The 26,985-nt window shown below is 53.0% G+C and carries 24 protein-coding genes; 6 read left to right on the top strand and 18 right to left on the bottom strand.

Annotated elements, in window-relative coordinates; genetic code table 11:
* Positions 1-234: 234 nt before the first annotated feature.
* From P0X86_RS02605 to P0X86_RS02555, 11 genes are all read right to left on the bottom strand, one after another.
* Entirely contained in the window at positions 235-1,818 is a 1,584-nt protein-coding gene (locus tag P0X86_RS02605; protein WP_277747702.1) for a response regulator, read from the bottom strand.
* A complete protein-coding gene (locus P0X86_RS02600) occupies positions 1,793-3,796 on the bottom strand; it encodes a cache domain-containing sensor histidine kinase (RefSeq protein ID WP_277747701.1) in 2,004 nt (667 codons plus the stop codon). Before P0X86_RS02600 ends, P0X86_RS02605 begins: the two co-directional genes overlap by 26 nt.
* A 105-nt stretch (positions 3,797-3,901) precedes the next feature.
* Positions 3,902-5,572: an extracellular solute-binding protein gene (locus tag P0X86_RS02595; protein ID WP_277747700.1), complete on the bottom strand. Its 1,671-nt coding sequence runs from the start codon at positions 5,570-5,572 to the stop codon at positions 3,902-3,904.
* A gap of 140 nt (positions 5,573-5,712) precedes the next feature.
* The gene (locus tag P0X86_RS02590; RefSeq protein WP_096774705.1) at positions 5,713-6,594 is read right to left on the bottom strand and encodes a carbohydrate ABC transporter permease; all 882 of its coding nucleotides are present in this window, start codon (positions 6,592-6,594) and stop codon (positions 5,713-5,715) included.
* A gap of 22 nt (positions 6,595-6,616) precedes the next feature.
* Positions 6,617-7,612, bottom strand: coding sequence for an ABC transporter permease (locus tag P0X86_RS02585; protein WP_192569890.1), 996 nt, complete (start codon positions 7,610-7,612; stop codon positions 6,617-6,619).
* Between the two features lie 333 nt (positions 7,613-7,945).
* Positions 7,946-8,119 (bottom strand): hypothetical protein, encoded by a 174-nt coding sequence (locus tag P0X86_RS02580; RefSeq protein WP_176502456.1) that lies wholly within the window; start codon positions 8,117-8,119, stop codon positions 7,946-7,948.
* Between the two features lie 188 nt (positions 8,120-8,307).
* A complete protein-coding gene (locus P0X86_RS02575) occupies positions 8,308-8,544 on the bottom strand; it encodes a cold-shock protein (RefSeq protein ID WP_012818739.1) in 237 nt (78 codons plus the stop codon).
* Between the two features lie 96 nt (positions 8,545-8,640).
* Positions 8,641-8,841, bottom strand: a complete 201-nt coding sequence (gene cspD, locus P0X86_RS02570; RefSeq protein ID WP_006207896.1) for a cold-shock protein CspD — start codon at positions 8,839-8,841, stop codon at positions 8,641-8,643.
* Positions 8,842-9,145: 304 nt separating this feature from the next.
* Positions 9,146-9,637, bottom strand: coding sequence for a pyridoxamine 5'-phosphate oxidase family protein (locus P0X86_RS02565; RefSeq protein WP_481858271.1), 492 nt, complete (start codon positions 9,635-9,637; stop codon positions 9,146-9,148).
* The gene (locus P0X86_RS02560; RefSeq protein WP_277747698.1) at positions 9,638-11,278 is read right to left on the bottom strand and encodes a glycoside hydrolase family 5 protein; all 1,641 of its coding nucleotides are present in this window, start codon (positions 11,276-11,278) and stop codon (positions 9,638-9,640) included.
* 226 nt (positions 11,279-11,504) lie between these two features.
* A complete protein-coding gene (locus P0X86_RS02555; RefSeq protein WP_277747697.1) occupies positions 11,505-12,686 on the bottom strand; it encodes an acyltransferase in 1,182 nt (393 codons plus the stop codon).
* Between the two features lie 147 nt (positions 12,687-12,833).
* On the opposite strand from P0X86_RS02555, the gene P0X86_RS02550 reads away from it, so the two are divergent.
* From P0X86_RS02550 to P0X86_RS02525, 6 genes are all read left to right on the top strand, one after another.
* Positions 12,834-13,607 (top strand): amino acid ABC transporter ATP-binding protein, encoded by a 774-nt coding sequence (locus P0X86_RS02550; RefSeq protein WP_009595081.1) that lies wholly within the window; start codon positions 12,834-12,836, stop codon positions 13,605-13,607.
* A gap of 115 nt (positions 13,608-13,722) precedes the next feature.
* Positions 13,723-14,532 carry an ABC transporter substrate-binding protein gene (locus P0X86_RS02545; RefSeq protein ID WP_277747696.1) on the top strand — a complete coding sequence of 270 codons (810 nt, stop codon included), beginning with the start codon at positions 13,723-13,725 and terminating at the stop codon, positions 14,530-14,532.
* A gap of 139 nt (positions 14,533-14,671) precedes the next feature.
* The gene (locus P0X86_RS02540) at positions 14,672-15,325 is read left to right on the top strand and encodes an amino acid ABC transporter permease (RefSeq protein WP_036664979.1); all 654 of its coding nucleotides are present in this window, start codon (positions 14,672-14,674) and stop codon (positions 15,323-15,325) included.
* Positions 15,326-15,368: 43 nt separating this feature from the next.
* The gene (locus P0X86_RS02535) at positions 15,369-16,019 is read left to right on the top strand and encodes an amino acid ABC transporter permease (RefSeq protein ID WP_009595092.1); all 651 of its coding nucleotides are present in this window, start codon (positions 15,369-15,371) and stop codon (positions 16,017-16,019) included.
* A gap of 264 nt (positions 16,020-16,283) precedes the next feature.
* Positions 16,284-16,781, top strand: coding sequence for a hypothetical protein (locus P0X86_RS02530; protein WP_277747695.1), 498 nt, complete (start codon positions 16,284-16,286; stop codon positions 16,779-16,781).
* Between the two features lie 136 nt (positions 16,782-16,917).
* Positions 16,918-17,352 carry a DUF6376 family protein gene (locus P0X86_RS02525; protein ID WP_009595075.1) on the top strand — a complete coding sequence of 145 codons (435 nt, stop codon included), beginning with the start codon at positions 16,918-16,920 and terminating at the stop codon, positions 17,350-17,352.
* Between the two features lie 88 nt (positions 17,353-17,440).
* On the opposite strand, the gene P0X86_RS02520 is transcribed toward P0X86_RS02525, so the two are convergent.
* The 7 genes from P0X86_RS02520 to P0X86_RS02490 form a co-directional block, all read right to left on the bottom strand.
* Positions 17,441-18,649 (bottom strand): hypothetical protein, encoded by a 1,209-nt coding sequence (locus tag P0X86_RS02520; protein WP_277747694.1) that lies wholly within the window; start codon positions 18,647-18,649, stop codon positions 17,441-17,443.
* A 62-nt stretch (positions 18,650-18,711) separates the two neighbouring features.
* Positions 18,712-19,338, bottom strand: a complete 627-nt coding sequence (locus P0X86_RS02515) for a nitroreductase family protein (protein ID WP_096774715.1) — start codon at positions 19,336-19,338, stop codon at positions 18,712-18,714.
* Positions 19,339-19,359: 21 nt separating this feature from the next.
* Positions 19,360-19,764, bottom strand: coding sequence for a DoxX family protein (locus P0X86_RS02510; protein WP_090910112.1), 405 nt, complete (start codon positions 19,762-19,764; stop codon positions 19,360-19,362).
* A 314-nt stretch (positions 19,765-20,078) separates the two neighbouring features.
* Positions 20,079-22,484, bottom strand: coding sequence for an arabinan endo-1,5-alpha-L-arabinosidase AbnB (gene abnB / locus P0X86_RS02505; protein WP_277747693.1), 2,406 nt, complete (start codon positions 22,482-22,484; stop codon positions 20,079-20,081).
* Positions 22,485-22,758: 274 nt separating this feature from the next.
* Entirely contained in the window at positions 22,759-23,982 is a 1,224-nt protein-coding gene (locus tag P0X86_RS02500; protein WP_096774717.1) for a family 8 glycosyl hydrolase, read from the bottom strand.
* A 356-nt stretch (positions 23,983-24,338) separates the two neighbouring features.
* Positions 24,339-25,913 carry an FAD-dependent oxidoreductase gene (locus tag P0X86_RS02495; protein ID WP_277747692.1) on the bottom strand — a complete coding sequence of 525 codons (1,575 nt, stop codon included), beginning with the start codon at positions 25,911-25,913 and terminating at the stop codon, positions 24,339-24,341.
* Positions 25,914-25,941: 28 nt separating this feature from the next.
* Positions 25,942-26,967, bottom strand: coding sequence for a zinc-dependent alcohol dehydrogenase (locus P0X86_RS02490; protein WP_096774719.1), 1,026 nt, complete (start codon positions 26,965-26,967; stop codon positions 25,942-25,944).
* Between the last annotated feature and the right edge of the window lie 18 nt (positions 26,968-26,985).

Below are 26,985 nucleotides of genomic sequence, written 5' to 3'. Positions count from 1 at the left end.
GAGATGGAATATATCATGGTCAGAGAGCAAAATAAACGACCCAGTCGCAGGACTGGATCGTACCGATTCTTTTTAGCTGCCTCGAATTTGGCGCCACAAGTGAAAAGGGGATCGGATGTAAAATAACAGTCCCCGGTTCATATAAGAGGGAGAACCCTGCCGCTTGACGGACAAGGTTCTCCCTTCATAGACAATATCATTTTGGCGACTGGTCCTCCCAGCGTTTTTTTGAAATCATTCCTGCTGCAAGCCTGCATCCGTCTGCACCTTGATCCGGTATTCATGCGGCGAGATGCCTTCCAGCTCTTTGAAGACGCGCGAGAATTGCTTGGTGTTCTCAAACCCGACCGCTTTGCCGATGTCGGCAAGCTTCATGTCACCGTCCTGAAGCAGGTCCTTGGCTTTCGTTATTCGCAGCTTTTTGAGATAAACCACGAAATTTTCGCCCGTATGGGCCTTGAACGCTTCGCTGAAATACGAATAATTCAACGATACATAATTGCTGACCATTGCCATGTTCAGCGGCCTGTGATAATTCTCCTCCATGTAGCTGACCGCTGCCTTGATCTCGGAATGCTCGCTGTGGGCGGAACGGATCCCTTTAACGTATTCATTCACGTGCAGCAGCAGATGTTCCAGATTCCTGAAATACGTATGGAAATGCCGGTAATTGTCCATCGTCCCAACCTTGCGGTACAGCTTCAACACTTCCACCATGGAGTCTCCGTACAGGCGGAACACTTCGTCCAGCACCCGTTCATTAATCCGTTTGCTGACAAACTCCAAATAATCGATGGCCACATGGGGCATGTCATCGATATGGAAAATGTCCAGCAGCAGCGCCTTGATCTCCCGTTCCCGTTCCGTGCCGAGCATGTTGCCGAGCTTGCGGATATTCTCTTCCGGCACCGGGTACGTGTTCAGCTCCCCTTGAATGTCGTCATGGCTCATCAGTTTGACGTTGGGGTGAATGAACGTATAACTCAAAGCGGTCAGCGCCTGGTTGTAACAGCTCCGAATATCCTCGAACCGGAAGCCTTTCCGGCTAATTCCGACGAAGAGCCCGTCCATCTCCCGCTCGGTAAACTGCCGTGCCAGCTTCTCGAATTGTCCGTCCGGACTGCCGATGAGCACGACCCTCCCCTTTCCGTCCAGGAAACACGCATTGATCCGCCCTTCCACCGAAGCCGTCATGTTATCAATCAGCTGCTTCAGCTCGTCCTTGTTCATGGAGTTGCCGTCTTCGTATTTGTATTTCATCACCGCTACCCGGAATGGCTTTACGAAGGAATCAAATCCGATTTCAGCCGCGGCAGCCTCCGGCTCCCCATCCACACTTTGGGGCCGCTCCAGGAGCTCCTTCAGCCGATGGGTCTGCAGCTGTTGAAGATATGCGTCACTGGCCGCCATGCGGTCACGCACGTCCGCTTGCCGGATCAAAACTTCTTCTGTCTTTCGGAGGGCAGCGAACAGTTCATCCCGTCGAATCGGCTTAAGAAGGTACTCTTTCACCTGGTACCGGATCGCCGCCTTCGCATATTCAAAATCGTCATACCCGCTAAGAATCAGAAAGACGGGTTTAACTCCCAGCGGACCCTCCCGTTCGGCCAACGCCTCGATCAGGCGTATTCCGTCCATGACCGGCATCCGGATGTCCGTAATGACGATATCGGACGGTTGTTCGTTGTAGGCATCCAGTGCTTCCTGCCCTTGGGCAGCCAAACGGATCTCGTATTGATCCGGGAACTCCCGTTCAATCATCGTTTTCAGGCCATACCGGATATTCTTCTCATCATCCACGATCATCAGACTTCTCATGTCCACTGCCTCCTCCTGTTAACAGCACTTTAGGGAATGTCATGGTCACCTGCGTAAACTTCCCCTCTTCGCTCTTCACTTCGATTCCATATTCATTCCCATAGAACAACCGGATTCGCTGGTGCACGTTTCGAAGCCCGATTCCACCGGCCTGCACGCCGCCGCGCCCATAATCTCCCGAAGGGAGCTCCTCGTCGTCCGCCGTTCGCAGAATCTCGCCCAGCCTCCCCAGCCGATAAGGCTCGATCCCGATTCCGTTGTCCGTGACGTTAATCGTAATCTGGTCCTCTTCCCATGCGATGACATCGATCTTGATCTGCTTCTCCTGATCCGGAAACTCCGGCCAGGCATGCTTGACGGCATTTTCCACGATGGGCTGCAGCGACATTTTCAATACCTCGAGCTCCATGAATTCGGACGGAATGTTGAGTTCAAGCCGGATCGGCTCGTCGAACCGGATATTCATCACATCGATATAGTTGCGGATATGGCGAATCTCATCCCTCAGCTTGACGTACTCTCCCGACCATTTGAAGTTATAACGCATCATTCCGCCCAGGGAGGTCAGCGCGTCCGAAATCGTCCGCTGTCCCTCGATTTCGGCCAGCATTTTAATATTTTCCAGCGTGTTGTACAGGAAATGGGAATCGATCTGGCTGTGCAGCGTACGCAGCTCCGCCTCCTTGGTCACCGCCTGCTTGCGAACCCCTTGGGCAATCAGTTCATTGATGGTGCGGATCAATTTGTTAAAATGATGCGCCAGTTCGCCCACCTCGCCGCCGCCTCGGATCGCAATGGCCGCGGTAACCTCTCCCTTGCGGACTCTCTTCATCGTCTCCGTTAAACGACGCAGGCTCTTCAGGATAATGGAATTCAAGTAATACGTAATAATCGACAGCAGAATGATCAGCACGACGTTCGCGGCTATAATCTGTCCCTGGGCCTTGGATACGTTATTCAGCGCCCCTTCCAGGGAAACGATATTCAGCACGTGGGCATGAAGCCGCTCCATCGGCGTCGCAATCAGCAGGAACGAGGAACCGTCCAGGCTGAACCTGGCATGCATGGTCTCCTCGGAGTCGCCCGTCTGCAGCTTCAGCTTAGCGAATTGAAGCTCCACCTCGTCCCGGAGTCCCTCGTGACTGGTCATGAACGATTGGCTTCGATCCATGAACAGCTTCCCTTCCTGATCCACGATGACCATCTGCGAGCTGTCATCCACGATACCGGCAAAGGTCTTCGGGGCAAAATACTTGAGCAGCATATCCACCTGAATCACGCCGCTGTAATTCCCGTTATGGACTTGGCGGATCAAGGACACCTTCGGCTGCTCCTCGGACACGTCGGCGGCGTAGCGCTGCAGAATATCGGGATCGCGGTGGTTGAATACCCACATCTCCCCGCCGTCCAACTCCTTGACCTTGGGGAACCACGGCTCGCTTGCGATCCGTTTCTCATGGAAAATGATCGGCCACATCTCCGTCACGTTCGAGTTGTTGGTGTATAACCGAAGATGCGTAATATTCGGATTGTTCGTTTGGATCCGTTGTATATCCTTGAAAGGCCCCCATGCCAAATCGATCAGCCATGCCGGCTCGGGCTCTTCATTGATCCGAAGATAATCCTTGATCCCGTCATCCGAAATCGCCAGCTGTGCGGCCATTTCGATCGCCTCGATCTGGTTCAGCATGTTCATCTTCTCGATCTCCAGCAGGAACGAGTTCTGGTTAAGCGCATCGCTGATATAGGTATCCCGAATCTGCTTGAAAAAATAATTCGACACGATCATGCTCGGAATCAGCAAAATCAAAATATAGGCAGCAACCAAACGGCTCTGCATCGACCTGCGGCCAATCCAATAGGTAAACGATTGTATAAGCGATGCCATTCGTTTCATCATGACTGTCACATCCCGTTTCATGAAATAACCGTAACCGAGTCCTGGATGGAAAGGCAGCATCAGCCGATCGGATACCATCCTATATTAGCTCGTGATGCGACAAAAGGCACCCTATTTCGACAAAATCGATCATAGGGTACCTTGCGCCTGCATTCTGTTTTTTTTGCGCTCGAGCGAGAATCCTTATTTCAGGAATTCCTCAAGCTTCTTGACGTTCTCTTCGTATTCCTTCTGTCTGTATTCCTGAACCTTCGCGAACCCGAGCGATTCGCGTTTCGCTTGGTAATCGCTCCAGATTTGATCGAATTCGGCATCCGTTTTGGCAAAGATCAGCTTCGGCAGGATTTTGCCCCACTCGTTCAATACTTTGTCGTTAATGATGCCTTCCTCGGAGCCGGCATCCGGATCCAGTTGATCGAATTGCGAGAAGCTCTGGGTCTTGCCGCGAGTCCAGTCTTCCATCTGCTTGAATGGCTCTACGGCCGGAGGCGCCCAAGCCGGAGTGATGTTGGTATCCATCATCATCCAGAAGGTATGGGATGCTCCGTACTTCTTGTCGAATGCGCCGCGGTCGCTGTTCAGCAGCTCTGCAACCTCAGGCAGGAATTGGTCTTTGCCGTCAATCGTATCCCATGTCACGCCTTTTTCGCCCAAGTAGGTATCACGCTGGCCTTCTTCGGAGATCAGGTAATCCAGGAAGCGAATGGCACGTGCTTTGTCTTTTACGTTCTTGGAGATCAAGGTTACCGTCCAGCCGGAGATCGAAGGGCCCGACAAGGTCGGCTGATCCAGATTGGAGTTAGCCGGTCCGTCCACCGCGATGTAGACGGAGTTCGGATCGTTTGCATACAGCGCGTTCTGCTGGTTCGCCATATCGCTGCGTTGGTACAACATCGCGAAATAGCGGCCTTGTGCAATTTTTTCTTCCATCTGCGGACGTTTATCCACGAAAATATCCTTGGACATCAGACCTTTTTCATTCGCTGTACGTAACGTCTTCAACCATCTTACATATTCCGGATCGGTGCTGCGGTCATACAGCTTTCCGTCTTTATCCTGCGGAATGGCGAGGAAGTTCTGCAGGTAGCCCTCAAGGGAGCTGTTGCCTTTTTCATGGAAATCATGCAATCCAAACGGAATGAGCGGCTGTCCGTTCACGTCCGGGAACATTTTCTTGGCGTCCTCAAGCGCTTTCAGGAAACCTTCCGGCGTGCGCATATCCGGGCTTCCGAGCGCCTCATACATGTCTTTGCGGACCAGGAACGTTTGGTTGGAGGTAATGTTATCGCCAAACTTCTCATAGTCCTTCGGTGAAGAGGAGGCATTCGGATAACCGTAAATATTGCCGTCATCCTTGGTGTACCACGACACCTTCGCAGGGTCGGTTACTTTATAGAAATACGGATCGTATTGGTCGGCCAGTTCGTTCAGCGGCAGAACGAGGTCGCCTTCGATCATTTTTTTGACAGCGTCTTCATACCATCCCAGCGTAATAAAATCAGGCAGTGTGCCGGAAGCGATCATCGTATTCATCTTCTCGGCTTCGTTACCGGCCGGTACGATGAAGTTGACGTTAACCCCCGTCTTCTTCGTTACGTATTGCGACGTAATGTCCTCGCCCCATTTGTTCGGGAACCAGGCGAAGTTGATGTACCAATCAAACGTAATCGGGGAGGTATCGACTTCCCATCCCGGCTGATCCTGAGTCAATTTCACTTCTTCTGCCGGCTTTTCTTCCCCTTTTTCTTTTTCCGACGCGTTATTGTCACCGCCGGACGAGCATGCTGTTGTAAAGGCCATGACCAGTGCGAACATCAACAACAGAAGGCTCTTTGGCTTAAGCATCTTGCTCATGTGTTTACCCCTTTTCTTATTTAAAAATATGATTATATAGAACTCCCGCCACATTCGGCAAGAGAAGCTACCTGTAAGATTTCCCCTCCCCCGGGTCTGCCCGGGAGATGGAAAGGAAGGCTAACAACGAATCCTGTCAATCAACCTTTAATGGAGCCGATCATCATCCCTTTGACGAAGTATCGCTGCAGGAACGGATAAACGAATACGATCGGCGCCGTCGTTACGACCATGGTCGCCATTTTGATCGATTGGGAAGTGACCGTCTTGGCTACGCCGCCCGGCACCTGGGCCATCATCTGATTGGAGCTCGATTGAGCGACGACCTTATACAGGTATGTCTGTATCGGCTGCAGGTCGGTATTGTTGATATAGATGACGCCGGTGAAATAGTCGTTCCACTGATAAACTCCGTGAAATAAGGCGATCGTTGCGATAACCGGCATGGATACCGGCAGCACGACCCGGAGGAAGATCGACCAGTCGTTGGCCCCGTCAATCTTCGCCGCCTCCTCCAGACCGTCCGGAATTTCCCGGAAGAAGGTCATGAAGATGATGAGGTCAAAGAAACTGAACATGGCCGGTATGATGTACACAAGGAAGCTGTCGAGCATATTCAGATCCTTGATCAACAGATAGGTTGGAATCAGTCCGCCGCCGAAAAACATCGTTACCGTTCCGAGCAGAATATAGAATTTGCCGCCGATCAGACCTTTCCGCGAAAATGCATAAGCGACCATCGCGGTGAAGAGGACGTGGATGAACACGCCGATCACGGTTTTGGCTACGGTGATGCCCATCGCCGTCATGATGCCGGAGCTCTGAAACACCGCGCTGAAATTCTCGAAACTGAACATCCTCGGCCACCAGTAGATCCCTCCGCGCATGGCGTCCTGCCCGTCGTTGAAGGCATTTACCAGGACATACCAGATCGGGTAGATCGTCAGGAAGCATACGATCAGCATGCCGAAGTTATTAAATATATCAAAGAAGGCTTCGCCTTTGGTTCTGCGTTTAAGCATGGAATATCATTCTCCCTTCTCGTTAGAACAGCGAGGTGTCGTTCAGTTTTTTGGTCACCCTGTTCGCAATCAACAGCAGGATGATCGCAATGACGGACTTGAACAATGCAACGGCTTGCGCGTAGGAATAACGTCCGTTCTGCATCCCGGTGTGGTATACGAAAATATCGATGACGTTGCTCGCGCTTTCGTTCAGCGAGTTCCGCAGCACCAAAATCTGATCGAAGTTGGAGTTCAGCACACCACCGACCGCAAGAATGAAGAGGATGGATATGGTCGACTTGATGCTGGGCAGCGTGATATACCACATTTTTTGAAACCGGCCGGCGCCGTCAATCGTGGAGGCCTCGTACATTTCCGGCGAAATACTGGCAATGGCCGCCAGATAGATAATCGCGGACCAACCGAGCTCCTTCCAGATATCCGAAGTGATAATGATTCCCCAGAAATATTTCGGTTCGGCCAGATACGTGATCGGCTCATCGATAATATGCAGGGCCAGCAGGATATTGTTGATGATCCCGATATCCGCTAGCCAGGTCATCAGAATGCCTCCCAGGATGACCCATGACAAGAAGTGAGGCAGATAGGAGATCGTCTGGATCGTTCGCTTGTAGCGAACTGACCGGATCTCGTTCAGAAAGAGCGCAAAAATGATCGGCAGCGGAAAACCGATAAACAGCTTCAGCAAGCTGATCCCGAGCGTGTTTCGCATAACGTTGGTGAAGTCCTCGTCCGAGAAAAATTCCTTAAAGTGCGCAAGCCCTACCCATGGAGCTTCGCCGATGGATTTGACAATGTTGAATTCTTTGAATGCAATGATGACACCGTACATGGGAATGTAGTTGAAGATGATCATCCACACAACGCCGAGCAGCGCCATAATTTGAAGATGTCGTTGGCCGTAGAGCTTTCTGAGCCACCTTTTTCTGTCGAGCTTCCTCTTATCCTGCACAGAAGGCTCCATCGAGGGACCGACACCGGTTTCGGATGCGTCGGCATGAAGTTGATTTTGCATGGTTATGACCTCCAAGTTGATCCTTTCATTTTGAAAACCCTTACATTCTCTATATTTCTATTGTAAATCGTACATGGTCTGCATGTAAGGTTTCAGATTTCGTATCCAGGTGCTCATTTTTCGGGTAAACAACGGCAAGAACGAAAATTGCGCCCCCCGAACGAAATATCGTTCCCCTTCCTGACCGGGACACAAAAAAAGGCATGAACAGCAGCCTCAGTAGCTGCCATTCATGCCTTCCTTCTTGCCGAAGATGTTCTGCCCCAAGCCGATTCTCTGATCGCCGCGGCTTTCATCATCCTTGTTACTAACGTATATCAAACGGTTTCCCCGTTATTCCTGTTTGTCTTCCTCGCGCTGTTCCTGTTTGCTTTCGTGTTCCTGCTGGTATTTCTCACGCATTAGCTTCTGCATGATGAATTTTTCCTGATCGTTCAAGCCGCCTTGGTTCTCCTGAATGATCATGTTGTCAATGTTTCGCTTCAGTACCTCGGTTTGCGTGTTCAATACATTTCACTCCTTTGAATTTTGCGTCCCTTATGCTGCGAAATCATTCTGACCCAGAATGTAAGGGTACACGTATTACTAACCATTCTCCTTCCGATGAAACAGAAATAGACGGATTTACCATAAAATCCGAAGGTAGCTTCAAGAAGAATTAGTGTTTGCCCAGCGCTTTCTCTAGGTATTAGCTGCTATTTGCGCTCGATCTGAATCCCCTTAGCAAGAGATTTCTGTTGTTTATTGGTATTAACTAGCTGCGGCAGGCTTCTCGTTTCCTTGACCATAGGGGAATGACACAAATGGCATACCGGTTCCGTGTCGAACGCAAAATCGTCCCGCATCCACCCTTTGCAGTCTTCCTTCGTGCATGCCCACACTTCCGTTATTTCCTCAGGAATACTCTCCATCGAGTTTTTACGCGAATACATGAACGCTCCTCCTTATTCTCGTCTTAGAAAATAGAAACGCCGTATAAAAGAAAACTGCCCTTAATGTCGCACATTAAGGGCAGTCTTCAATTGTAATTACAATTTAACAACGTTCTCAGCTTGTGGTCCACGGTTTCCTTCAACGATGTTGAATTCAACGCGTTGGCCTTCGTCAAGCGTTTTGAAGCCGTCGCCTTGGATCGCGCTGAAGTGAACGAATACATCGTTTCCGCCTTCAACTTCGATGAAACCAAAGCCCTTTTCAGCATTAAACCATTTAACAGTTCCTGTTTGCATGGGGGAATCCTCCTTGATATATATTTACATGACCTTTTTTCTTCGCAGACGGAATAAAAAAATTCACATATTGCACAAGGTTACCAGAAATGACAACCCTCTACAATATGTGAATTCAGGTCGATTTCGATATTCATATCTTAACACATTTGAATGACGATAGCAAATACCTAAGCAAAAGATTCTGCGGAAAAATTAAAGTTGTCTTCTTCGGCATCATTCCGATTAAGCACAAGCAGCCATATATAACTCCCGGCATATACCGGGAGTTATATATGGAGTAGGAATTATGCCAGTAACACCGCTACTTCCGCAATTCCTCAAGCGTTTCCTTCCACCGTTCCAATGCTTGATCCGGCTCGTGCAGCTGAAACCTGATAGCCGACGTAATATCCGCATACTTCGCGATATCCTCGCGAACGGCGACTATCTCGGCATCGAAACGCTGCCGCGGATGCCGGGCATCGGGCAGATCAGGAAGCGCCTGGAGGCGCAGCCGAACATAATGAGCCGCACCATCATGAATGGCTACCAAGGTTGCCTGTCCGGACCGAAGGAGATTGCCTGTCGTAACCGTTCCCTGCCATAATGCAATCCGAATCCGGTTCCGGTCCAAGGCCAGAACCTCCCCCACGCTGAGCATGGCCGTATTCGGCCATCCATCTTCCGTTACGCTCAATAGCAGCATAGCTTCGTACTGCTTCGACTCCAGATCGGAGCCGTCCAGCCATTGGCACAATCCTTCTGATATTGCCGCCTGTTCCTTCACAGCACCATCTCTCCTCACCTTATCCATTTAACGCGCTTCAGTAAATTCCAGCCAATCCAGCTCGATGCGGCCCTTATTCACCATGAAGACCAGATCCACGGGGCCTTCCTCAATCGGCATCCCCCCGGCCAGCCTATGAACGTGCCACTGTCCTTCGCCCGGGCCCGACAAGGAGATGGCTTCAGGTTCCCGATCCCCGACCTGCAGCATGATATCCACCGTACCTTCCGGAATCAGGGCCCGAACATCCAGATGAAAGATGCCTGCGCCAGCGCAAAGCGCATCATAAGCAAGCCAATCGCCCTCCCGGAGCTGCACGCATACCAGGTTATCCTCTGCCCACGGCTTGCCGCCTTCCGAAGCGTAGCTCGGCTTCTCCGCCTTGCCCGTCATCATCCGCATCGGAACGCCGTCAGAAATGCGGAAGCCGATATCCTGGCTGGCCTTCGTCTCGACATGATACGAAACGCCCTCGCCCCGATACCCGTAAAACTCCGCCGGAATCTGAATGGGCAGCCGACGCAGCAACGACCGGGCTACGTTCGGGTAGGCATCGCAGGCTTCCAGCGGAAGACGGTCCAGGTATTCGCCAAGAATCGCTTCGGCTTCGGCTGGAGACGGCTTCGCACCGCCTTCCAGGTAACCCGTCAGCTTATCCCACCCTTCCGGAATGCGAATCGAGAACGGCGAATTCCGGGTGTTCATCTTCTTCCAGGTCCAGAAGTTCCAGGATATGTTATGGTCCTCGAACATCCGGAAGGCCCCCGTATACCACTGAGGGTTGTTCTCCCCGCCTTCTCCCATGAAGATCGGCACATTCCACTCCTCGCGCAGATCGATATACTTCTGAATGCTCTCCGTGTCGGGATTGTTCCAATATTTATGGAACTGCAGCATCAGGTTATCATCGAATTTATCGTCAAAAATACTCCAGTCCGTAGACCAGTGCACACCTTCCAGAATGATCATATGACGCTTGTCCACTTCGCGTATGGCCGCGGTGATTTCCTTATACAGCGGCATCACCCGGTCATTGTACTCGCTGAACCAGTCGGGCAGCGGTTCGTTAAGCAGGTCGTAACCGGCAACGATCCACTCGTCTTTATATCGTTCCGCCAGCATACGCCACAGCGCCACGGTCCGCTCCGCGTTCAGCCGATCCGTGAACAGCTCCGGCAAATCCCGCTCGGAATCGTCGATATTGGCGCCGGTCTGCCCGCCGGGCGCGCCATGCAAATCCAGAATAACATACAGCGAATACGTCCTGCACCAATCGATCACCCGATCGATGAGCCTCAGATGGCCTTCATGATAGGCAAACGGCGGATGCTGCCCTTCCTCCATGATAAACCTGGCATTGATCGGCACCCGGATGGAATTGAAGCCTTCCGCTGCGATCTGCCGGATATCGGCTTCCGAGATATACCGATCATAATAGGTCTCCCAGAATGCGGCCGCCTTCTCCTCGCCGATCAGCTCCCTGATCATGCCTTCGATGCGCCGCGGGCGGTCTCCCTGCTCCGGCATCTTCCACATGTAGCCTTCCGGCAGCAGCCAGCTGCCAAGCCCGACCCCCTGCAGCAGAATTTCCTGCCCGTCCCCATTCACAACGCGTTTGCCTTCCGCCTTAACGAAACCGCTTACCAAAGGATTTCTGCTATCATTCATATTGGCATTCCCTCGCTTCCATGTCTGTAACGAATGTAATTGACCTGTACCATCTCAACGACGACATTCCACCCATAGGCCAAACATCAAACAAAATATAACATGTCATGCAGGGCAATAAGCCTCATTCCGAAAATCAGGGAATCATCCTGAAATATCGGCCGCCGGCCAATAGAAAAAGGCGCTCTCCTCCTATCGAAGATAACGCCTTTCCAATAATCCAAAATTAAGATGACACCTCCGTCACTGGCTTGACCGGAACCGAAGGAATGGATGCTTTTCCCTTCCGCAAGCTGCCCGGCAGCTTACCGAAGAAGATCCAGGTCCAGCCTCCCAGGCGGCTAATGCCGTAGACCGCTATATACGAAACCGCGACCGCGCTGACAAGCCCGCCGGCATACCACGCAAGCAGCAGCCAGGAGTTCTCCGTCCGCGGAGGAAAGTCCCGGTAAAAGAGCAGCACCAGCGGATGCACCAGATAAACGCCGAAGGAATACACCCCGAGCCGTCTGAACCCGTTCAACCACCAAACGCTCTTATTCCCGAACAGCAGCGCGACCTGGAGCATAACCAGGGCGGTGGTTAACGTATGCACATTCCAAAAGGCATCGTAAAGCAGCGGGTGATATTCCGTCCCCAGCAGCCGCTGATTGTATCGAAGGCCGATATGCGCCAGCGCGGCGCCCAGCCATACCGCCCAGAGCAAGATCCAGCCCAGCTTGCGCAGCGCCGGTCTTGCAGCCTGCTGCGCTGAAGTCAGCCAGTTCTTAACCCGGTCATAGTAGATACCTATCCATGCCCCGAGAAAATAATACGACAGAAACGACGGCGACCAGCTGTTCCGGTTCGTTACGTCCCACCAGGCATCATTGCCGATGTAGAACAACCACTGCAGTACAATGCCGACCAGCACGCAGACCGCCGCGAAGCCGCGGAATCGCTTGAGCAGCATCAATACGAGCGGGAACAGCACGTAGAACTGAATGTTAATGAAAATGAAATACAAGTGCGTGTAGGATTTTCCCGTCGCCAGCTTGGGCCAGAAGCTCTCCAGCATCGCCGCCAGATCGGACTCGCCCCCGCGATGATACCAGGCCACCGTAAAGAACAAAACCGAGAACAGCACATACGGCACCAGGATATACATCAGCCGGTTTTTGAAGAAGCGCCCAAGGTCACGGCCCTTGAACGGGCGGTGATAATAGTTATAGAACAGCACGAAGCTGCTCAGAAATATGAAGGTCGTCGTTCCAACCTTCGAAAATATGTTCAGGAAGTTATACAAGCCAAAAAAATCGTCCCCGCGCATCTGAACTGTGGCGAACGACGTCGCATGCACCATCAGCACGCCCATCATCGCAAAGCCCCGAACCAGGTCGATTTCGGTTAATTTTGCACGTTTCTCCATGTTGCCTCCTTCATAAGATTACGCCCCCTATTATATCTCACTCCCCACCGCTTGGATACTAAATTTTCCTAAAAGTGGCATGGAACAAGCTCCCTTTGCCATACCAGTGTAAAAAGGGCCTGGCACCCAAACAGGACAATAGCTTACATGCATGCAGGCGTCCAATTCGAAGTGAATAGGAGGGGATTTCTACTGATTGAATTTAGCCGCGTCAACAAATTTTTCGGAACCTTCCATGTTCTGAAAGAAATCGACCTGACCATTTCCCAGGGGGAAGTCGTTGTCATCGTTGGACCTTCCGGCTCCGGCAAGAGCACGCTCCTGCGCTGCATCAATCGGCTTGAAAGCATTACGGATGGCGAGCTCGTCGTGAATGGCGTCAAGCTGCATGACAGAAAGATCGACATCAATACATTCAGGCGGGATATCGGGATGGTCTTCCAGCACTTTAACCTGTATCCGCACAAAAAGGTGATCGACAACATCATTCTCGCGCCCATGAAGGTGCTGGGAATGTCGAAAGCGGAGGCGACGGAAAAAGCGATGACGTACCTGCAGCGGGTCGGGATCGCCGACAAAGCGGACAGTTACCCTTCCCAGCTCTCGGGCGGGCAGCAGCAGCGGGTCGCGATTGCCCGCGGATTGACGATGAATCCGAAGATCATGCTGTTTGACGAACCGACGTCCGCGCTTGACCCGGAGATGATCGGCGAGGTGCTCGATGTTATGCGCTCGCTCGCCCACCAAGGCATGACCATGGCCGTCGTTACGCATGAGATGGGCTTCGCGCGCGAAGCCGCGGACCGGATCGTCTTTATGGACGAAGGCCGGATCATCGAGGACGCCCCGGCTGCCGAGTTTTTCAATCAGCCGAAGGAAGAAAGAGCGCGGGCGTTTCTGAGCCGCCTGCTGCATCACTAGCCGGTGACCCTTGGGATATGGCATGTGCGGACGAAGATGGAACTTCGCCAATGCTGCACCTTCGGGGCCTAACGCATGAAGAGAAAATAACTTTTTTAAGGGGGAAGCGAAAGATATGAAGAGAAGATTTACGAGGACCTTCAGGTGGAGCGCGGCCCTGCTGGCGCTCGTCATCATGCTGATCGCATCCGGATGCGGGGGGTCCGGCAGCACGGACACCCTGGAGGCGATCAAAAAACGGGGCAAGCTGGTAGCCGGCGTGAAATATGATACGAAGCTGTTCGGACTGCAGGACCCGGCCACTGGCAATGTAGAGGGCTTCGATATCGACATCGCCAAAGCGCTCGCCAAAAAAATTCTCGGCGACGAGACCAAGGTCGAGCTGAAGGAGGTCACCTCCAAGACCCGGATCGACATGCTGAAGAACGGGGACATCGACATCATTATTGCCACGATGACCATTACGGAAGAACGCAAGGAACAGGTGGATTTCAGCGATGTCTATTTTGAGGCAGGCCAATCCCTGCTGGTGAAGAAGGGCAGCCCGATCACGGGTCTGGAAAGCCTGAACAAGGATACGAAGGTGCTCACGGTAAAAGGCTCCACGTCCGCGCAAAATATCCGCGAGAAAGCGCCCGACGCGGTCATTCTCGAATTCGAGAATTATCAGGATGCCTTCACCGCGCTCAAAGCCGGACAGGGGGATGCCCTGACCACCGACAATTCCATCCTGCTCGGCATGCAGCAGCAGGACCCGAGCTTCGAGCTGGTCGGCGGCAACTTTACCGATGAGCCGTACGGCATGGCGATTAAGAAAGGAAACCCGGAATTCGTGAAGACCGTCAACGAGCTGTTGAAGGAGCTGAAGGACAGCGGCGAATACGACAAACTGTATGAGCAATGGATGGGCGTAAAGCCGGAATAACCGCCGCAAGACTTGGCCTGGCCGGGCCGAAGGAGGCGTGCCCCTAACCGGGAGCCATCGGTTTCCTCCCAGAATGGCCCGGCCTTCATTCGACCGGCCGAACGATCATCATCCCCATTGGAGGTGAAGCCTTGTGACCTTGTGGGATTTCAACATTCTGGTCGAGCATTGGGATCAATTCATGGCCGGCCTGGGCCAGACCATTCTCGCCAGCCTGCTGGGACTGATCGGCAGCTTGGTGCTGGGCACCTTCATCGCCATTATGCGGATTGCTCCATTCCGCGTCTTGAAGGCGATCGGCACCATTTATGTCGAGTTTATCCGCAATATCCCGCTCCTCGTGGTTGTCTTTTTCTTTTTCCTGGGCCTGCCCGCCCTCGGCATACCGGTCGACCCGTTCACCTCGGGCACGCTCGGGCTGATGGTGTATACGGCTGCCTTCATCGCCGAAGCCATTCGGGCAGGCATTCAGGCGGTACCGTCAGGGCAGTCGGAAGCGGCTCGCTCCTCCGGGCTGAGTTATATCCAGAATATGCGCTACATCATTCTTCCGCAGGCGGTCAAAATCGTACTGCCGGCCATCGGCAACCAATTGATCAACCTGGTCAAAAACTCCTCGGTCCTGGGCGTTATCGCCGGACTCGACCTGATGTATTATGCCGATCTCATAAACCTGAGCACCTTCAAAGGCATACCCGTCTATACGTTTGTGGCCCTGTTCTACCTGCTCCTGACCGTTCCTCTTAGTCTCGCGGTCCACTATATGGAGCGCCGATTCGCGAGAAGCAATTGATGTTACGTTCGAAGTTTGCCTAATATACAGGAGGTGGCATGAGATGGATTTTATCGGTGCATACTCCTGGCCAAACCTGCGATATCTCCTTCAAGGCTTTTGGATCACGGTGCAGGTTGCCGGCTTATCCATTATATTCAGCTTCATCATCGGAACCGTGCTCGGGACCGTGAGGTATACGAAGACCCCCTTCCTGTCGAGGACCACGGCTTTTTTGGTGGATATTATCCGCAATCTGCCGCTGCTGCTGATCATATTCTTCATCGGCATGGTGCTGCCCCAGACCGGGATTCGAATCCCGACCTTCTGGGCGGCTGTTGTCGGACTGAGCATTTTTGAAGGGGCCATGATCGCCGAGATCGTCCGCAGCGGCCTCGTATCGGTGGATAAAGGCCAAATCGAAGCGGCCCGGGCCTCGGGCCTCTCTTATATGCAGACACTGCGGCACGTCATTCTTCCGCTGGCGCTGCGCCGGATGTCCCCGCCCATGGTGAGCCAGTTCATCTCGCTCATTAAAGACACGTCGCTCGCCGTGATCATTTCGCTGCCTGAGCTGATGCGCAACGTGCAAATCCTAAGCGGTTCCAGCTATTCCTATGTCATCCCGGCCCTTGTCTTTGCATCCTTGCTGTACTTTACGCTGAATTATCTGCTGTCCATCATCGCCAAGCGGCTGGAAGCAAGGCAGATATAGCCCCTGCTAAGCGTTTGGCAACTCTCTGCATGGACTGCCACCATCATGTTACAAAAAGGGCGCCTGCCTTCCATACGCGTGTACGTCCAATCTGCTCCGCAGCCATTTATGGCTTGCGGGGTATTTGCCGTTTCTGCAGCATCCAGCCCCCTGCGCATTCTAAACCAGGCTCTCCCCCTCCCATCCATTCTTTGGCAAGCACCTGCAACAATGGCGATACTCTCCTCGTCTAAATACATAATCATCCCGAAAGGAGACGCCGATATGAAAAAAGGCTTTCTCGCCATGATGGCTCTTTCCCTTACGATTGGACTATGGCTTGGCACAGATCACTCCACGGCATCCGCCTTGTCATGCGCGGAGCCTCGCAAGGTTACCGAGGAGTTAAAAACCTCGGATGCGGTATTCAGGGGCACGTTGGCCTCATCCCACCCTAAAGCCGATATATCCAAAAGCAAATATGTATTCCAGGTTTCCGAGTGGTGGAAGGGAGAATCGGATGCCCCTGCCATTACCCTATATTCCAATGGCTGGGAATCCTTTGAAACAGGCAAGGAATATATCGTGTTCGCCGACAAAAGCGGGCAAAAGCTCAAACCCCATCTATGCGGGAATACGGGTCCTTCCTCATCCGTTGACGTAACTTCCCTGGGAGAAGGCATCCAGCCCGAGAAGCCCGCTTCATCATCCGAAAGCCCAAGGCCGGGCGGCATTCTGGCAGGTTTGATTGAACTCATTCGTTTCCTGCAGGGCAAATATTAATCCTTCCGGCAACCGGCGTTCTGTTCGAGCTTGCCTGAAAGCACCTGCCCGCTCATGCGAAAAAAATACAACCATTCTCAATGTCATCCGTATACAACGTAAAAGAACTGCGTTTTACACGACAGGAGGATGAGAAATGATCAAACGATTATTGCTGATTTCACTTGTACTGGGAGTTCTCTCCGGATGTTCCTTGGTGGACAGCGTGAACAATTCCTTGGATTATACGAAGGAAGCAACGACCTTTATCAATGAAGCTTCCCAATTTGCCGAGTCCATCCCGGAGCTCGCCCAGCAGGCAGCCACCAATACGGATGCCAAGGAAACGCTGACCCAGCAACTCGAAGCGATGAAAACCCGGATCTCGGAGTTTAACGGCATCGAAGCCCCTGCCTTTGCGCAGACGATCCATGAACAGCTGGTCGGATTAAACGACACGCTGCTGACCGACATCAACGGTTATATGGATCAAATCCAGAACGGAGTGACCGACTTCCAGAATTCCAACATCGTTCAAACCGTCAATAAAATTAACGAAACGATGGATATGCTCCAAAATCTCCAGCCATAATCATGAAATCCCTTGCCGACAGCATAGCAGCCCTGCTCTTCAGGAGCAGGGCTGCTATGCTTGCTTCGTTATGTATGTGTTTCGTTCCTCACTCAAAAAAGGATTCCAGATTGGCGGTAAGCGTCTGCTTTACGACATAACGCGTCCCGTCTTCGCTTGGGGCCATAATCCAGGACGTCCCTTGATAGCCTGCTTCATCCCGAGGGTCCCAGGCCACAATGAACTGCCAACCGTCGCCAAAGCGTTCATCGTATTCTTGGCTGTAACCGTCTGCGATATTCTCGCGCGAAACCGATTCGATGGACATATGCTGAACGCTTTCAAAAGATTTCATCCATTCCGTAAATTCCACCATGTCCCGGTCATACTGCCCTGAGAAATATCCCTCGCCCCCGCCCGATATCGCGTGAAAGGTTTCTGCATCCTCCGCCTGCGCTGCCTGATACAGCAAGGAAACGGTCTGCACCGGGTTCCATACGGGCTGCTTCGCTTTCGCGGCAAAGAATGCCCTGTCTTCAGCGGTATGCTGGATTTCTACCGCGATAAGCTCTTCCATCGTCGCTTCCCTTCCAAGCTCGTAAGCCCCCGGATAAACCGTGGATTGCTCCACCACTTTAAGCCCATCCGCGAACGCCGTCACAAACCACAGATTCTGATCGCCCTGGCTGAGCTCCTCCAGTACGATTTCGGCCTGGCTCCCGTACGTAAGGGATAACAACCGGCTGCTTACCTCATCCAGCCCTTCTTTATCAAATAGCTTGAAGCGTTCCGCTCTCACTTCACGTTTGCCCGCCTCTTCGAACAGCACCTTCAGCATGGCGGGGGACATTCGGACGCTCGGAATGTCGGCATGACGGAAATACGAAGCGGAATCGTTAGCCTGAAGCGATTCGTACATGTCGAGAACCGCTTTGACGGGATCGCGATTAGACTCTCCCTTCGGCTGCTCAGCCTCTTGCTTGACCTGGCGATGGTCCGGATCTTCCTGCGGGAATGCCGTACGCAAACTCTCCTTAGCCGCCGACGGCATTTCCGCTGGTTTCGCGGCTTCCCCTGCTCCCGGTGCGGCGACAGTCGACGGCGTTGTCTGAACGGCTATCGGCGCTTCCTTCGCGCAAGCTGTCAGCATCATCATGATGACGGCCAGAACCATGAGCTGTCCATTCCGCCGATATGGCGGCTTCCCCCTTTTCATTTCGTTCACCCCCGTTATATAACGAAAAACCGGCATAACACCGACACCGACCTCTTTATATTCATCATCGTCATTATGGAGTGGAATGTTTATCATGGACATAAAAAAAGCTCCCGCCAGGTTTAAAAACCTGTTCGAGAGCTTCTGTTCCTATCTTGCATCCCTTAAAATCGGTTATAGCTCACAAATTCCAATACCGGCTTGCGGTAGCCGCGGGGACGCGGTTTGCGCGCATCCTCCTTGCCGATCGCGATCAGCATGGCGGGCACATAAGCGTCCGGAATGTTCAGTTCCTTCTGCAGGGCATCGGGATCAAATCCGATCATCGGGCAGGTATCCCATCCCTTGTCCTTGGCCACCATCATCAATAACATCGCGGATAGGCTGGCATTCCGAATGGCTTCATCCCTCATAAAGGTTTCTCCGCCCGCTTCATAAAAGCTCGTGACCGATTCAACCGTCATGTCATATTCAAGCTTGTCGATCACGCCCAAATTCAGAAAGCCCTCGTTCATTCTTCCGATATCCTCGTAGGCCTGCTTATTCCCCAGCACCACGATGACGGCCGACGCGGTGAGTATCTTATGCTGCTTGTTGGCGGCTTCGTAAACTGTGTGCTTGATATCGGGATCCTTAACCACCACATAGTGCGTATGCTGTAAATTAAAAGCCGAAGGAGCATATTTAACCTCATTAAAGATATCGTTCAAATCCTGATCCGGGATTTCAATCCCTTCCATAAACAGATTAGCCGACCTCCGGCTCTTAATTAATGTTGTCAGATCACTCATATCTGCACGCCCCCATCATGATTAGTTAAAGATTACCGCATCGAGCGAATATGCGCCTGCACCCGTGAGTGCCAATGCAACGGCCACTGCGATCAACAGCAAATTATACTCGTATCCATTCGCTGTGGACCAATACCCGTTCCGGCCATGCACCTTCACGATTGCGCCCAGCATCGTCAGCGTGATCAGCGCTGCGCCGAGCACCGTGAGAAATCCGGCTGCCAGCAGCAGCCCGCCAACCAGCTCCATCAGACCTGACAACACCGCGATCGCGACGCCGGGCTTAATGCCCACCGATTCCATCCAGCCGCCGGTCCCTTTCGGCCCGTAACCGCCAAACCACCCAAACAGCTTCTGCGCGCCGTGCGCCATGAACGATAACCCAACCACCAAACGAAGTATCAACAATCCAATATCTATAGCCATTTTATACGCCTCCATATTCATGTTCATTATTTATAGAAATTCATTGACACGATCCATCGATATCTTAATATAAAGATATATAGGTGTAGAATGATTAACCTGGTTTACTTCGCTAACGTTTATGCACTTTACACTTACTCCTTTCAATCGACTAACTTTTATATAGTCACTTAACTTAATATTAAGATATATGATGCGGGCTCTCCTGTCAACCGTTATTTTTAAATACACGCTCAAAAAAAAAGACCCGCCAAGTGGCGGATCCCCTGAATATATGAGCGGCTGCCGCGATGGAGCCTCATGACGACGGCCGATTACTCGGCCAGCTTCTTGATTTCACTGTCGGTCAGCGCCTTGCTGTACATCCGCACCTCATCCAAGCTTCCGTTAAAGTAAGGATCGGCCGCGAACCGGCTTTTCCCTAAATAAGCTTCCGTTGTCAGCAGCCCACTTGGATTCAGCTTCATGTGATCGCCCGAGGCAACCATTTGTCCGTTCACGTATAATTTGCCCGTATCCCCCTGAAGGGTCACGGCTATATGCGTCCACGCATTCACCGGAAGCGGCGCGCTGCCAAGGAGGCTCTGGTCTCCGCCGCTGCCGTGAATCGTAAACTGAAGGACGCCGGCGTGCTGGGATGGCGTCAGGAACATATGCCTGGCAAGCCCGCTGCCGGCATCCAGCACCCGCTGCCACGGGGCTCCTCCCTTCCAGTATACCCAGGCCGCAAAGGTGAAGTCCTCTGTATCGGTGACCCGATTCGGCAGTTCAATATAGCCGTCCGAGCCGTTAAAGTCCATGCCGCCTCCCTGCCGGCTCTTCTCATTCCACCGGACTCCGCCAAGGACCTTTCCATGAAATCCGTTTTCCGAGACGTCGAACGCCGCGCCTTCTTTATTCTCGCTGAACGGATAGCTCAGCAGCAGCGGCCCTGCCGACTGCTGCAGCACGGTTACGTCAAACGCTTTGGCAGCCTTTGCTTTACCGCTCGTAATCTGAGCGGTCAGCGTAACCCTCGCGTCCCCCGCCCCGGCAGCAGGACGATTCAGCTTTCCCTCCGCCGATATGACTTCGGGATGAGAGGAGGTCCAGCGAATGACGGCACCTCCGGAAGCCTCGGACGGCAAAGCCAGATCGTAGAAAACTTCGCTCACATCCCCGAGGGAAAGGTCTCTCTTCACGGCATCCACGAGTTCCCTGTCGCTGCGATCAAGCTGACGCGCGCCCCATACCGCGGTACCGTCCGCCGAAAGGGCCGTAAAGGTCATCGTCTGCCGCTTCGCTTCGGGGTCCCATTGCGGAGTCATTACGCCTTTATAACGCTTTCCATCCAGCGTAAGCGTCACATCCCGCTTTCCGCTGATCTTCCAAGCCCCCTCGGCTGCACCTGTTACTTTGCCGTTCTTATGAAGCTCGATCGGCACCGATTCTTTGACGACGGACGAAATATCTTTCCCGTGTTGGATCAGCTTATAGTCTCCGTCCGCATCTTTCGGCGTGATTTTCTTAGCCTCCTTGGCCTCCTCGCCTGCATAACGGTATGGAGCCGATACCGGCCAGCCGTCCTGATTCATATACAACTCATGCACCCGGATCTCATGCTCTTCCCCGCGCTGCGGGAAGCGGCTGTGAAAAATAAGGAATGTTCGTTTGCTCCGCTCATCGTAATAGACGGAGTTATGGCCAGGCGACACGGCCCCGGTGCCGATCCCCGTTCCCGGATCGCCGACCAGGCGCTTGAACAAGTAGTTCCCCATCAGCTTCACGCCATACGGCTCAATCGAACGGTCGTCAAAAAGCGGAAGGGAAGGATCGGCCTTCACCTCTCTCATATCGTTGCCCTCCGCATCGTAGAAAGGACCATCCGGGTTTTTGGATCGGACCACCCGCATATTGTAGCCGCCAACCGCATCCAACCCCCCGTACGACAGGTATAGGTAGTAATAGTCCGTGGCCGGGTGATAAACCATGTAAGGCCCTTCGATCCGGCTGTGATTGCCTCCCAGCAGCTTCTTCCCGTATCCTTGCCCAGGCAGCGGTTTTCCGGTCTTGGGATCCATCTCCATAATGAAAATGCCGCCGGAATAGGAGCCGTATACCATCCACAGCTGGCCGTTCTTATCGAAGAACACATCCGGATCGACGACATTCGGGTGCTTTGTTGCATCGTAGATGGTTCCATCCTCACTGATCTCGTCCCACATGCCGGATTTCAGAATGATGCCGGTGTCCTTATACGGGCCTTCGATTCGATCGGCAACGGCGATCCCCATGGCGGATCGCGGGGAATCCCCTTTGCAGGCGTTATAGTACATATAGAATTTACCGTCTGCCAGCTGAATCACGTCGGCCGCCCACAATGTGTCGCTTTGCGCCCATTCCAGCGTTTCTCTCAATTCCTCCGTTACGTTCGGAATCAGCGGATTGCCGGTCGCGACCCCGGACGCGACCATGTCCCAGCTCATCAAGTCCTTCGATTTGGCCGCGGCCAGATGGGAACCGAACACATAGTAGGTATCCCCTGTTTTGATCACGGACGGATCGTGCACGGAAGCCTCCCGGAAGACCGGTGCCTTCTCCCCCTTCTTCAGCGGAGCCGCTTCCGCGTACACGTCAGGAACGCCGGCCGCAGGTCCTTGGCCTGCCGTACTTAAGCCTCCTGCCATTAACATTGCGGCAATTCCTGCGGCAGCCGTCTTACGCAGCATGTTCTTGTTCATACGATTCTCCCTCGCCTCGATTTTTTGTAAACCCTTTCATAAATAAAAAAACAAGATGTCCATTATGGCGATACCTCCGGCTGTTTAATTTAGTATAATATAAAACATTTTATATTTGATAAGATATTAACACTGAGCCTTATGAAATATCAATGCTAATTCTTCATGTTTTTCTCCATAAATTAATTAATGGTAGGAAAGACCCAAAAAAACCTGATCCAACACGGATCAGGTTTTTGTTTTATGTTTATATAAAATTAAAGGGCGTTATGCGTTAATATGTCCACCAATTTCCCGACATGACCATCATCGAGAACAGCTTGATGCTCTCCTCATAATATCCCTCTGCCGATGCGTTCGCCGTATAATTCCATACCGAATTCAGCCAGCTCTGGTGACTGGACGAAGTCATCGCGCTTACGCCGAACGGTGCATAGAACGCTCCGCTGTTATAAGTCACCAGCGCGGTCCCGTTCAGATTATACCCTGCCTTGATATTGGCAGGATTGCTGTTTGCAGCCGACTTAATGAACGTGTTCATTTTATTCAATTGATTCAGCGCGCGCGTATCGCCGGTCATCAGATAGTCGGTCGTAATCCGCCATGGAGTCCGGGCCGAGTTGTAGTAATATTTTCCGTCGTTCGCCCCCTCCAGGAATCCCGCTGCCGCTGGCTGATAATTGCCGCCCGACATGACGACGAAATCCGGAAGCAAACCGGTATTGGAGCTGTAACCGTTATAGATGGAGTTGATGATCGTATAGGTTTTGTTAATGACGTTATCCCAACGGGCATCGCCGGTAGCCGCACGGAACGCCTTCATATGGTTCAGCATGAAATCCGATGGCCGCGTGGCGGTATTGTAGTTGCCGCTGGTAGCCCAATCGCCCAAACGCAGCGTCCATTGCGACTGATTGACGTCATTGCTCATGATGGCATTGATGATATCCTTCGCGGCCTGCAGGTAATTGATCGATCCGCTGCTTCCCCACTGCTTGTCCGCAAGCAGGAGTGCGTAAGCAATATCCATATCGCCGTCCGTTGCCGAGTTGGCCCCCTCTATATTCTGGAAGCTGCTGTTCTGTTTCCACGCCATCAGATACGGATTGTTATCACTCGGATGCGCCTTGTAATAGCGATATAACCCATCGAAATACGACTGCGCATTACTGTCGTATCCCGCCATCAGAACGGTGAAAATCATTCCGTAACCGTGAGCCTCGGATACCGTCTCGCCCGCGGAATTGTATTTGACGTAATATTGCCCGGTTGCAGCCGGCTTCAGAAAAGACCCTTTCCAGCTGTTCCATTTGCTCTTCACCGCATTGTCCATCGCGGTCTGCGTTACGTTGTTCGGCTTAATCGAACCGCTCGTATAGGACGTATGCTGGGGAAAGGGCTTGTTGGCCGCCAGGGACAACCCGGCCGGCAAGATCAGCAGAACAGCGCAGAAAAGCGCCGCCGACTTACGGATAATCGAATTTCGGAATACTTTCATCAACGTTTCGCTCCTTTGGTTTTCGAATTGGAAAGCCATGACCGCTACAGCCTGGTAAACCGGTTTCGGTATAAACCACCACCCTTCCCATGATCGATGGAAACGAGGAGACTGCCCGTATGTAAAGTACCACGAAGTAAGCTGATGCCCGATATGCAACTGCCTCCATATATAAAGAGGTAGGATCCATATCTACTACAAGTATAATAGAATTGTATATTATTGTAAATTAATAGTTTGCCGGTCATGATTCGTCTACCAGCACGAATAGCCGTCTTTCCGCAAGCAGTATCCCACTGCCCGGAAAGACGGCTATCGTTATTTCGGTAGGCATTCCCCTTATTTCCGACAAGACGTCAAACGGCATGAACGGACGGCCATGACCGTTCGATCCCCTGTTCCGTCAATCGCCGCTGAAAAGCTTCCAAGTGGTCCGGGGTATTCCGTACTTCCCGCGGCTTCAGTCCATGCTCTATGCAGTAAGCGGCTAAAAAACCGGCTGCCTCGCCGATGTTCCATTCCACAGGATGCAGACGATAACACCCATTCGTGATATGCGTCGTGCCGATATTCTTGCAGGCTGCCAGCACATTGGCTACCCGTACCGGAATCAGGCTCCCCATCGGAATTTGGAAGGGCAGGCTCGAAATATCGATATACGTCCGCAATCCCGTGCTTGGATGCAGATCGATACGGTAGCAGCCGATGCCAACGGAATCGTGGAACGTCTCCGCCCGCCCGTCCGGACGGCATTCGGCGGCAATATGCTGCTCCTTCACGGTAAATTCGGCGCGGATCCGGCGGGATTCACGGATATAAGGGGCTTTTGCCAAGCCATCTTTCGTTCCCATCACGTCCGGCCGAAGCCGGAGTCCGGGATACCCCTTTCCTCCATCGGGCCGAGGGGCTTCCGTCTGCATCCAATAGAGCAGGGACAAACTCAGCTGCCTGGATTCCTCCAGATGCCGTTCCCGCTCTTCCGGGACGACATCGATAATGGAGCCGAGCCAATAATCGTTCTGCGGCCAGTTCACGACCGTGACGCTGCTGTCAAACAACCCGCCTTCGAAATGCTCCGGATTCAGGATCTGCCGATATTTCCACAGGGAAAACGATCGGCCGTCCGGAAATAAGCTGTAGGTGACCGGCTCCAGCGTATGCGGTACTAGCCCCGTCCAGCTCAGCATGGCATCGGGCCAGAAATCCGCCCGGTAGCTCTTCCAGAAATCATACCGAACCGGCTTCGGGATGGTATGATCCTCGCCCTCCCGGTAATCCATCGCGAAGCACCAAGTGAAAGCCTGCATGTCCGCCCGGTCCGCCGGACCGGATAATGCATGCGGTTCACCGGTCTCTTCCGCCGACTCGGAACCCGTCACGTATTCGATGCCGGCCAGCGGAAGCAAATCCCCTTCCTCGGTAGCATCGAGGAAAAATGCGCCGGTCAGCTTGACGATGTCGCCGGATCTGCTGTCCCGCAGCCGGACGGATGTTACCTGATCCCCGCCGGACTCCGCTTCCATCAGCGCATGCTCCGTAAGGATCGTTAACCTTCCGCTGTGCACGTAAGGTGCCAGCATCCCCTGCAGCACGGCCAGCGCCGCTCTCGGCTCATGGGCAATGCCGCTGACCAGTGCGCTGCCTGGATTCAGATAACGCTCTTGCCGCGATTCGGCCCGGAGCGGAAATAACTCCTTATAATAATCGCGGATCCGATTCCGGAATTCACGGTAGCTGGCCGTGCAGCCAAACTGCTCGATCCAGGGATGCTCGTCGGGCGGTACGCCCTGACTTGTAATCTGGCCGCCGAGCCAATCGCTCTCTTCGGTCATAATCACGCGTTTTCCCGCCTTCGCCGCCGCAAGCGCAGCGGCACAGCCGCCGAGTCCTCCGCCCAGAATGATGATATCCGCCTCTATATGATTCTGCATATGCACCGCACCTCGATATCGCTGTATTCTAGTCGGCCTTGGCACCAACCGTCTCATGATCGTATTTAAATATCGTTCCGAGCGTCGTTGACCCGGGGCCGTACCGCTCATAAGCCTTGCCCGCCTCATCTACGGGAACCACATGGGAGATCAGCGGTTTGATCGAGATTCTCCCTTCGGCCAGCAAACGAATATATTCCGCAATGTTGCGGCCTTCCGTCCAGCGCACAAAGCCGATCGGATAATCCGTATTGTTGAGTTCATAGCTTGCGTCGTACCGGCCCGGACCGCCGGCCCGCGATATGAGCACCTGCGCTTCCTTGCCAAACATCAGCCCTCTGGAGTAGGTTGTAGACAAATCGCCGACGATGACGATTTTCCCCTTATCCCGAATCCATCCCATTGACGCGTTGATAAGCTCTTCACCGGGACCGCTTGCGCACAGGATGACGCTGTCGGCTCCATGTCCGCCCGTCATCCGCCCAACCTGCTCCTCAAGCTGCTCCTTGTTATCATAAGCATAGGCAATATGCTGCCTCATCCCCTGCACCCGCTCCGGGTTCAGGTCAAATCCCGCAACGGGGCAAGCCGCCGCATGCGCGATCTGGGCAATGATCTGCCCCAGGATGCCCAGCCCGACCACCACGGCCGATTCGCCGAAGCGCAGATCCGCAACCCGCAGGGCATGGATCGCAATCGCTCCCAGCCCCGCAAAAGCGGCTTCCTGCGGATCCACCCCGTCCGGGACGATGGCCGTCAGGTTCGAAGGCACGGTAAGCCACTGGGCATGGCGCACGTAAGGTGCTCCATAGCAGGCCACCCGTTGACCCACGGCAAGCCCCTTCACGCCTTCACCCAAGTCTTCGACGATCCCCACCGCGCTGTAACCCATAATGACTTTTTGATCCGAAGCCTTTCGTATAAAGATCATTTCCGTACCCGGACTGACCGCCGAGTATTCGGTGCGAATCCGCACATGACCCGCCGGCAATTCCGCCGGCCTCTCGATATGATCAACGATCACGTTTCCATGAATCGTGGCAACAGCCTTCATATGGACCCTCCTGCTCCA

This window comes from Paenibacillus sp. BR1-192, assembly GCF_029542445.1.
In the GTDB taxonomy this organism is placed as follows: Bacteria; Bacillota; Bacilli; order Paenibacillales; family Paenibacillaceae; genus Paenibacillus_AQ; species Paenibacillus_AQ lautus_A.
This window is presented reverse-complemented; position numbering and strand designations above follow the sequence as displayed.